At 70.8% G+C, this 5,454-nt stretch carries 4 protein-coding genes; 3 read left to right on the top strand and 1 reads right to left on the bottom strand.

Annotated elements, in window-relative coordinates; translation table 11 throughout:
• Together ispH and hpnH are read left to right on the top strand one after the other, a co-directional pair.
• Nucleotides 1-1,446 (top strand): 4-hydroxy-3-methylbut-2-enyl diphosphate reductase (gene ispH, locus MXD58_RS18875; protein WP_250609653.1); only part of this gene is annotated, 1,446 nt, incomplete at its 5' end.
• Nucleotides 1,447-1,971: 525 nt separating this feature from the next.
• Nucleotides 1,972-2,976, top strand: a complete 1,005-nt coding sequence (gene hpnH / locus MXD58_RS18870; RefSeq protein ID WP_248839079.1) for an adenosyl-hopene transferase HpnH — start codon at nucleotides 1,972-1,974, stop codon at nucleotides 2,974-2,976.
• An 80-nt stretch (nucleotides 2,977-3,056) separates the two neighbouring features.
• On the opposite strand, the gene MXD58_RS18865 is transcribed toward hpnH, so the two are convergent.
• Nucleotides 3,057-3,731, bottom strand: a complete 675-nt coding sequence (locus MXD58_RS18865; protein ID WP_248839080.1) for a TetR/AcrR family transcriptional regulator — start codon at nucleotides 3,729-3,731, stop codon at nucleotides 3,057-3,059.
• A gap of 390 nt (nucleotides 3,732-4,121) precedes the next feature.
• On the opposite strand from MXD58_RS18865, the gene MXD58_RS18860 reads away from it, so the two are divergent.
• On the top strand, nucleotides 4,122-5,454 hold a 1,333-nt coding region (locus MXD58_RS18860; RefSeq protein WP_250609652.1), incomplete at its 3' end, for a glycosyltransferase.

Genomic DNA, 5,454 nt, shown 5'->3' with positions numbered 1-5,454 from the left:
GTCCGGCTGGTCCGGGAGGCCCGGCCCGCCGCGGCCGCCATCGTGGGCCTCTCCGGTGGGCTCGCGCCCGGCATCCGGCCCGGCGACGTCGTCGTGGCCAGCGAGATCCGTTCCGCCGACGGGACCGTCGTCTCGCGCTGTGCGTCCGCGCCGCTGCTCGCCGGCGACCTGCGCCGCGTCGGCCTGACCGTGCACGTCGGCCCGATCGTCACCGTGCCGAAGCTGGCCACCGGCGACGAGCGGACCCGGTTGGCCGCCACCGGCGCCGTCGCGGTGGACATGGAGAGCGCGGCGGTCGCCGCCGGCGTCGGCGACGTTCCCTTCGCCGCCGTCCGGGTGATCGTCGACACCGCTGACGAGGGCATCGGCCACGTCGGCCTGGTCCGCCGGGGCATCCTCGGACTGCGCACGATGTGCCGGCTCGGGCCGCCGATCGGCGCGTGGGCGGCGGCGGTGGGGCGGCGCACGGTGCTGCTGGCCGAGCCGCGGGCGTTCTGCGCCGGGGTCGAGCGGGCGATCGAGGTCGTCGAGCGGGCCCTGGAGCTGCACGGCGCACCGGTCTACGTCCGCAAGCAGATCGTGCACAACTCGCACGTGGTCGCGGAGTTGGCCGCCCGCGGTGCCGTCTTCGTCGAGGAACTCGACGAAGTCCCCGCTGATGCCACCGTCGTGTTCTCTGCCCACGGGGTGGCCCCCGCAGTGTGGGACCAGGCAGGTGACCGGGGCCTGTCCGTGATCGACGCGACCTGTCCGCTGGTCGAGAAGGTCCACACCGAGGCCCGCCGGTTCACCTCCCGCGGGGACACCGTGTTCCTCATCGGCCACGCTGGCCACGAGGAGGTCGACGGCACCCTCGGCGAGGCGCCCGGGCGCATCCAGCTCGTGCAGTCCCCGGCCGAGGTCGCCGCCCTGGACGTGCCCGACCCGCAGCGCGTCACGTACCTCATGCAGACGACGCTGGCGATGGACGAGGCGGACGAGGTCGTCGAGGCCCTCACGGAGAGGTTCCCGACCATCGTCGGCCCCGGCTCGGCCGACATCTGCTACGCCACCTCCAACCGCCAGAACGCGGTGCGCCGGGTCGCCCAGGAAGCCCAGCTCGTCCTGGTCGTCGGGTCGGCGAACAGCGCGAACTCGGTTCGGCTCGTCGAGGTCAGCCGCCGGGACGGTGTGGCCTCTCACCTTGTCGAGAACGTCGGCGACGTGCGGCTGTCCTGGCTGGACGGCGTGGGCACGGTCGGCATCTCGGCTGGCGCGTCGGCACCGCCGGCGTTGGTCGAGGAACTCACCGCGGCACTGTCCGGCCTTGGCCCCACCGAGGTGGCGGTGCGCTCCGTCGGCCGGGAGACGGTTGCCTTCCACCTGCCCAAGGAGCTGCGCCGGGCCGCGGCGGCCGACGCCGCGGCGGCGACGGAGCCCGGACCGGGCGCCACGGCGTCCTCGTAAAGCAGCATCATCCGGGCGCGACTTCTTCGCACCCGCGCCTGCCCGCGCGTCGCCCGATCCACCGTGCTCCCCTGGATCCCGGACGGGACGCGGCACCCTGTGCCCGAGCCGGCGCACCGCCGGGATCCAGGGCTGGCGAGACCGATTCGCGGCCAGCTCGACATCGTGTCACTCTCAGTAGTGAACTGCGGCCGCCTTCGGTCGGTCCGCGCAAGCTCATGACGTGGTCGCGGCGCCTTATGGGGGTCGTCCTGACACCTCCGACGCGTCGTCGAACGTTGTGGTCCGGCGGCGGGTGGGCGGGGCCGACGGTGCGACTTCGCCGGTCGGCTTGGGGGCTCTGACCTGCTCCGATGAAGTGCAAATCCTGTCCGCATCCGGTCGCTCGGCGGATCCGGTCTCCTGGCGGACACCGTTGTGCGACAGCTCATCGTTCGATCCACATGCAGGCTGTACGTACAGGCTGTATGGTCAGTGCAGCGATCATCGGTTATAACCGGCGACCAAAGAGAGGGGAGCTACGCCGTGGCGGTCGAGTGGCGGTACCAGCTCCGTGTAGGTACCTATCTGGCGAAGCAGAAACTGCTGCGTCGCAAGCACTTCCCGCTCGTGCTGGAGCTCGAGCCACTGTTCGCCTGCAACCTGTCCTGCACGGGTTGTGGGAAGATCCAGCATCCGGCGTCCGTCCTGAAGCAGCGGATGGGCGTCGACGACGCTCTGGCCGCCGTCAAGGAGTGCGGCGCGCCGGTCGTTGCGATCGCGGGCGGTGAGCCGCTTATGCACCCGCAGATTCACGAGATCGTGAACGAGCTGGTGAAGCGCAAGAAGTTCGTGATCCTCTGCACGAACGGGCTCCTGCTCCAGAAGAAGCTCAAGAACTTCACCCCGTCGCCCTACTTCACCTTCGTCCTGCACATCGACGGGCTGCGTGAGCGGCACGACGCTGTGGTGGAGAAGGAAGGCACCTTCGACGAGTGCGTGCGTGCGTTCCACGCGGCGAAGGCGGCCGGCTTCCGAGTTGGCAGCAACTCGACGTTCTTCAACAACGACAGCCCGCAGGACGTCATCGACATCCTGACCTTCCTGAACGACGACCTGAAGGTCGACCAGATCCAGCTCTCCCCGGGCTACGCGTACGAGAAGGCTCCCGACCAGGAGCACTTCCTCGCCGTCCAGGAGACGCGGGAGATGTTCGGCAAGGTCTTCGCGGAGGGTCGACGCAAGAAGTTCCGGCTGAACCACTCGCCGGTGTTCCTCGACTTCCTCGAGGGCAAGAAGGAGCTCGCCTGCACCGCCTGGGGCATCCCGAGCTACTCGCTGTTCGGCTGGCAGAAGCCCTGCTACCTGATGAGCGACGGGTACGTCTCCTCCTACAAGGAGCTCGTCGAGACCACCGACTGGGACAGCTACGGCCGTGGCAAGGACCCGCGCTGCGCGAACTGCATGGCGCACTGCGGGTACGAGACGTCGGCCGTGCTCGCCACGATCGGCTCGCTGAAGGAGTCGATTCGCGCGGTGCGCGAAGCCTGATCGCCTGACCCGCACGTCCAACGCCGCCCCGGTCCTTCAGTGACCGGGGCGGCGTTGTCGTGTCGGTGGCGCCGCGGGGCTCAGCGGATCCGCTGTGGGCCGGTGCTGTGCTCGGCGCTGACCGGCGGCTGCTGGGCCAGGTCGCCGCCGCGGCCGAGCCCGCGCAGCAGGCGGTCGAGCACGATGCCGATCTCGATGCGGGCCGTGTCCGGATCGGCGGCCCGGGCCGTGAAGATGCTCGCCTCCGAGAGCAGGGCCGCGACCAGGCGGGTCAGCGGCGCGACCGGGAGCGGGTCGATGCGGTCCTCGGCGATCGCGCGTTCCAGCCATTCGGACAGCAGCCGGTAGCCGTGCCGTTCGACGAGCGCGTCCCACGCCTCGCTGCCGAGCACGGCAGGGCCGTCGATGAGAACGATGCGCTGGAAGTCGCTGTCCGCGGTGGAGATGTCGAGCAGCGACTGGAAGCCTGTGCGTAGCTGGGTCCACGCGTCGCTGGGAAGTTCGGCGTCGCGGGCGAGCTCGCCGGCGACGAGCTGCTCGGCGACCTCGGTGGCGACCTGTTCCATCACTGTCCGGAACAGCTCGGCCTTGTCGCGGAAGTGGTGGTACAGCGCGCCCCGGGTCACCTGAGCGTCGGCGACGATCTCCTCGGTCCCGGTGGCCGCGAACCCCTGTTCGGCGAATCGACGGCGTGCAGCCGAGACGAGAGCCTGACGGGTGTCAGCCGTCTGCTCGGAACGACGGCTACGGGTCACCACTCGATTATGGTGCAGATCCAGGCCCTGGCGGGGCTGGAGAGGGACCAGGTTCGTGTGGGTTCCGTTCCACGACCACCCTGACCGGGGGTACGCGGGGAATGCTGGGATGGCACGAGCGAGCCTATTCGGTGCCATCCGGCCCCAGGGACGCGACGGGGGCGCTGGCCGGCGCGGTCGGCGGCGTCGGCCGGGTGAAGTGGGCGCGGCGGCGGTACGTCCCGGCGAATTATGCCTGGTCCACAGGGGTTTTCCGAAGATCTGCCGGTCCGCGTCAACGATGGGGGCGTTGGCGTCGCTCGTGACTGTGCCCGCGGCCGGATAGTTCTTAACACACAATTACCGCGCACGACCGGCGTAGGTGTGACCCGCGTGGCAGCATTACTCTCTGTGACTGTGCTCCAGTGGATAGCCCTCGCCTCGTTGTTCGCCTGGCTGTACCTGGCCATCGGTCATGGCTTCTTCTGGCGGACCGACCAGCGCCTGCCGGCCTGCCAGGCGCCAGCCGTCTGGCCCAGCGTCGCGATAGTCATTCCCGCGCGGGACGAGGCCGACGTCCTGCCCGTGACGCTGCCGACCCTGCTCGCCCAGGACTACCCGGGGCCCGTGCGGCTGATCCTCATCGACGACGGCTCGACCGATGGGACGACCGAGGTGGCCCGGGAGCTCGCCGAGCAGGCGGGCAGGCGCGGCGGGTCGAACGTCACCGCCGCCGTCACCGCGTCGACGGAGCCGCCCCCCGGGTGGACCGGCAAGCTGTGGGCGCTGCGCCGCGGCATCGACTGCGCCGGCGACGCGGAGTTCCTCCTGCTCACCGACGCCGACATCGCCCACGACCGGGGCTCGCTGACCAGCCTCGTCGCGGCCGCGACGACGCACCGGCTGGACATGGTCTCCCAGATGGCGGTGCTGCGTGCCGACACAGTCTGGGAGCGGTTGATCGTCCCGGCGTTCGTCTACTTCTTCGCGATGCTCTATCCGTTTCGCCGGTCCAACAACCCGCGCGCGCGGGTGGCGGCGGCCGCGGGTGGTTGTTCCCTCGTGCGCCGGGAGGCGCTGGCAGCGGCCGGCGGGCTCGCCGAGATCCGCAACGCGGTGATCGACGACGTGTCCGTCGCGCGGATCATCAAGCGTTCCGGCGGACGGACCTGGCTCGGCCTCGCGGAGCAGGTCCACAGCCGCCGGCCGTATCCCCGCCTGGCCGACCTGTGGCACATGGTCTCCCGTACCGCCTACGCCCAGCTGCGGCACTCGCCGCTGCTGCTGCTCGGAACGGTTCTCGGGCTCGGACTGGTCTTCGTCGTGCCGCCGGCCGCGACCATCGCCGGTCTCGCCGGCGGGGACGGCCGGACCGCGGTCATCGGCGCCGTCACCTGGCTGATCATGACCTGCACCTACCTGCCGATGATCCGGTACTACCGCCAGCCCCTGCTCAGCGCGTTGCTCCTGCCCGGCGTCGCGGCGCTGTACCTCGCGATGACCGTCGACTCCGCCCGGCGCACGAAGGCCGGCCGTGGTGCCTCCTGGAAGGGGCGCACCTACGACGAGCACGGCCAGCCGACCACCGGCGGCCGGGAGGCCGCCGCCTCCGCCGCGACCGGCGCACCCGGTGTCGTGGTCGGTCCACCGCGTGATCCGTGGAACGACAGCCTGCCCCGATCGGAGGGTCCCGCCACGGCGGCGGGCCGGGCGGACGCTGCTTCGGCGCGTCCTCGCCGTCAAC

This window comes from Frankia sp. AgKG'84/4 (assembly GCF_023242965.2).
Classification (GTDB): Bacteria; Actinomycetota; Actinomycetes; order Frankiales; family Frankiaceae; genus Frankia.
The sequence above is the reverse complement of the archived record's forward strand: the minus strand, read 5'-3'. Positions and strand labels throughout refer to the sequence as shown.